This window comes from Nostoc cf. edaphicum LEGE 07299 (genome assembly GCF_015207245.1).
GTDB lineage: Bacteria > Cyanobacteriota > Cyanobacteriia > Cyanobacteriales > Nostocaceae > Nostoc > Nostoc edaphicum_B.
Genome location: NZ_JADEXF010000734.1, coordinates 1 through 3,302 on the forward strand (window position 1 = coordinate 1; position 3,302 = coordinate 3,302).

Consider the following 3,302-nt stretch of genomic DNA (forward strand, 5'->3'; position numbering starts at 1 on the left):
TTACATAATATTGTACGAAATCGTACTGACTGGAAGCGGCAAAGTTTTTTAAACTTTAAACAATACTCAAATATAGGCAATCCCGAACGTCTAAGAAACTTGGGAGCAAATTCTTGGATGGCAATATCCCTTAGCTTCTCGTTATTGGGTTTTAGCCAGTAATGAACGATTGGTGGGATAAAACCCATTAGGAATTGGTTAACAGTCTCTTTCTATTCAGGGATTAAAACTTAGATGTCACCTGAATTGATAATGAATCTAGATATGTTTCCCCAGCAGTTAGAGTCACTGCAAGGGCGTTTAGCTAACTTGTACCAAGATGCGAACACCACAGTACAGCCAGAAGCCAATTTGCTGCTAGCAGCCTTGAAGGAACTTGATACTGCTTCAAAAATACTAGAGATAGCTACACAGAAGCTATTCGAGCAAACTCAAAAATTAGGAAATGTACAAGCACGGCTTAGAGAGGAATACAAGCGCTACCAAGACCTGTTCGAGTTCATACCAAATGCTTACTTGGTGACTGACACACAAGGAAAAATTCAGTCAGCTAATTGTGCCACTGCCACACTGTTCAATCTTCAACAGCAATTTTTGGTAAACAAACCATTGGCTTGTTTCATTGCAGTAGAAGAACGTCAGGCGTTTCGTTCCCAACTAAACCAGATGCACAGTTCTGAGTGTGACTATATGCAAGAGTGGATATTACGCATACAGCCCCGTGACTGTGAGCCTTTTGAGGCTGCTATGACTGTAGCTCCTATCCGCGATGCTAAAGGCAAGTTAACAGGCTTGCGCTGGATGGTGCGCGACATTCATCACGTCTCGTACCAGCCTCTATTGTCGCTAGAAAGGTGAGAAGGACTTTATTTGTTATTTCTCTAGCTTAAACTTTAGCAGGCGATCGTATTCTTTTTTAATTACCCCATAACACTCACAAGAAGCCTCTTCTAGTCCCTGCCGATCAATGGTTTGGATTTTCTTTCGGCTGCATTTGATCAGACCTTTCTTCTCCAAGAGATGGGCCGTTTCGGTGATGCCAGAACGGCGCACGCCTAGCATATGGGAGAGGAACTCATGGGACAGGATCAGTTCATCCGAGTAGAGACGGTCACTGGACTCAAGCAACCAACGGGCCATGCGTTTTTCTATAGTATGAGTGCGGTTGCAGGCAACATTCTGCGAGATTTGCGCGATATAAGCCTGCGTGTATTTCAGCATCACGTCCCGCAGCGACTTATTGGTGTCAAACTCATGGAGCAGCAGATGTGCCTTCATTTTCACGGCGTTGCCAGGAACCTGAACGATGTACTCGGTCTGCGTCGTCTCGCTCCCGCCCATGAAGGCGTTGATCCCTACCATCTCCCGGCTTCCAACCACTCCAGCTTCAACCGTGCTACCGTCCATCATTGTGATGGTGACTGAGATTAGGCAGGTGAGAGGGAAGTAGACTTCTTCGATGGTTTCGCCGGGTCGGTTGAGTATCTCACCGTATGAAAGCTCTACCTCATGCATTTTGTTTTCTATCTGCTTGTATATGTCGCGGGGCAGGGCGGCGAGCAGAAGGTTTTCAGTAGCCATATTTTTGTTAGAGCTTGTTTATTAACTATTGTTAATATTGTTAAAGTATGCCATCCGAAGACTTATAAGCATAACTACGGGAGGTTAGCCAATTTTGAAGAGATATTGGCCAGCAGTTTTTTAATAATTAGCTGATACCCTTTTAAGGTTTTCACGCCAAGTAAACTTTTGCAATCCGTATTAATTAAACGTATCCTTTGCTTATTGTATCCTGCCCCTGGATTTCTCACTTATGACAAATACGGGTCAAATTTCCCAGCGTTAAGTTATATGATGTCTGCTTGATTACTTATTAAACCCGCAGAACCCCAAAGAGCCAAAGCTGTGCTTTAACTCTTCCTGTCAGGGGGTTAGAGGTGGGGTACTTTTATTATGGGTAATTTGACGGATACGATCTTAATCAAGGTGATATTTGACCTTCCGACCGAACAAGCGTTGTGAAATAGCTAATCTAATCGGCGCATTTAGTGATTAAGTGTGTCAAGGCATTAATCAGGCGCTCGCTTTCCATTGGTACAATGTCCTGTCCATGCATCACATTTTGAGTAATATGAAAATGCACCAATGCTCCTAAGAGAATTCTCGCTGTCGCCTCTGGATCGGGTATCTTTAATTCTGGAGCCGCCAAGTAGTGAGTGAGAGTTTCCGCTACTGGCTTAATCATCACCCGAACACAAATTTGAGCTAACTCAGGAAAACGCCCAGATTCCCCGATTAGTACTCGCATAAATGCACTATGTTCTTTGTCGTTAAGCATTTGATCTAATGCTTTGGTGACTACTTGGCGCAGTATAGTGGCTGGTTCTCCTTCAATCGGTTCTGTGCCAAAAATGGAGCTATTCTTTTTACTTGTCAGTTGCTCTAACAGTACTTTAAAAAGTCCTTCTTTATCTTGAAAGTGGCTGTAGACTGTCGCTTTAGAAACACCTGCCGCTACTGCTACCCGATCCATGCTTGTACCAGCATAGCCATTTTGGAGAAACTCTTGCATTGCACCTTGCAGAATTTGCTCTACTTTATCAACGGAATTATCTCGATCAACTTCGTCAGTTTTGATGCGTACCATTTATTAATTATCCTTTCTTATCAACAATATTAATAGATGCTGCAAAATGCCCCAGCCCAAAATGGCGAAAATAAATATGCCCTTCGTTGAAGGGGGCATACTTCTCTACGTTCGCGCAGCGTGTCGCAAATAGAGGCTGCACTTCGCGCTCAGTGACCACGCCAACGACTGCGCTCAGTAAAAGGGGGGCAGAAATAGCATTTCCTTGCATAATGCCTTTGCAAATTGATTGACAATTTTAGTTGTGTCCTATTGACTAAACTAGTCCGTTTAGTTTAACATAAATTGAACTGGACAGTTTAGTACAGGTTGCTACTGGTGTTAAGGGGGAATAGGATGAGGGAAAACAGGAATTCAGAGGGTTTGAGGTCTTCTCAGAATCTTTTGCGATCGCCTCTTCTACTTGCAATAATTGCATCTCTAGCAATAGGTGCAATCAGTGTTTATACAGTCATGAAGCTTCAGGCTACAGCTAATGAAAAGCAAAAAGCACCAGTAGCAGTTCAGCCTGTGGTAAAAACAGTAACAGCATTAGGGCGGTTAGAACCAAAGGGAGAAATAATAAAACTGTCAGCGCCTTCTTCTAATGAAGGAAATCGGGTAGAGCAACTATTGGTGAAAGAAGGCGATCGCGTCAAAGCTGGGCAGGTAATTG

At 43.5% G+C, this 3,302-nt stretch carries 4 protein-coding genes and 1 pseudogene; 2 read left to right on the plus strand and 3 right to left on the minus strand.

Translation table 11 applies throughout. The annotated features are described in order from the left end of the window. Nucleotides 1–234: 234 nt before the first annotated feature. Entirely contained in the window at nucleotides 235–858 is a 624-nt protein-coding gene (locus IQ229_RS19775) for a PAS domain-containing protein (RefSeq protein ID WP_228013587.1), read from the plus strand. Nucleotides 859–873: 15 nt separating this feature from the next. On the opposite strand, the gene IQ229_RS19780 is transcribed toward IQ229_RS19775, so the two are convergent. From IQ229_RS19780 to IQ229_RS19790, 3 genes are all read right to left on the minus strand, one after another. Continuing rightward, nucleotides 874–1,581 (minus strand): Crp/Fnr family transcriptional regulator, encoded by a 708-nt coding sequence (locus tag IQ229_RS19780; protein WP_194046658.1) that lies wholly within the window; start codon nucleotides 1,579–1,581, stop codon nucleotides 874–876. Nucleotides 1,582–2,032: 451 nt separating this feature from the next. Further along, complete coding sequence (locus tag IQ229_RS19785) at nucleotides 2,033–2,647, minus strand: TetR/AcrR family transcriptional regulator (protein WP_194046660.1); 615 nt, start codon at nucleotides 2,645–2,647, stop codon at nucleotides 2,033–2,035. A gap of 7 nt (nucleotides 2,648–2,654) precedes the next feature. Continuing rightward, entirely contained in the window at nucleotides 2,655–2,858 is a 204-nt protein-coding gene (locus IQ229_RS19790) for a hypothetical protein (protein ID WP_194046662.1), read from the minus strand. Between the two features lie 152 nt (nucleotides 2,859–3,010). Between IQ229_RS19790 and IQ229_RS19795 the strand changes: the two are divergent. Continuing rightward, a pseudogene (locus tag IQ229_RS19795) lies at nucleotides 3,011–3,302 on the plus strand (HlyD family secretion protein); the annotation flags it as partial.

What these genes read in the sequence shown, in the direction of transcription:
- IQ229_RS19790 (WP_194046662.1), bottom strand. Translation starts at nt 2,858, where the DNA reads ATGCAAGGAAATGCTATTTCTGCCCCCCTTTTACTGAGCGCAGTCGTT.
- IQ229_RS19775 (WP_228013587.1), top strand. Translation starts at nt 235, where the DNA reads ATGTCACCTGAATTGATAATGAATCTAGATATGTTTCCCCAGCAGTTA.
- IQ229_RS19780 (WP_194046658.1), bottom strand. Translation starts at nt 1,581, where the DNA reads ATGGCTACTGAAAACCTTCTGCTCGCCGCCCTGCCCCGCGACATATAC.
- IQ229_RS19785 (WP_194046660.1), bottom strand. Translation starts at nt 2,647, where the DNA reads ATGGTACGCATCAAAACTGACGAAGTTGATCGAGATAATTCCGTTGAT.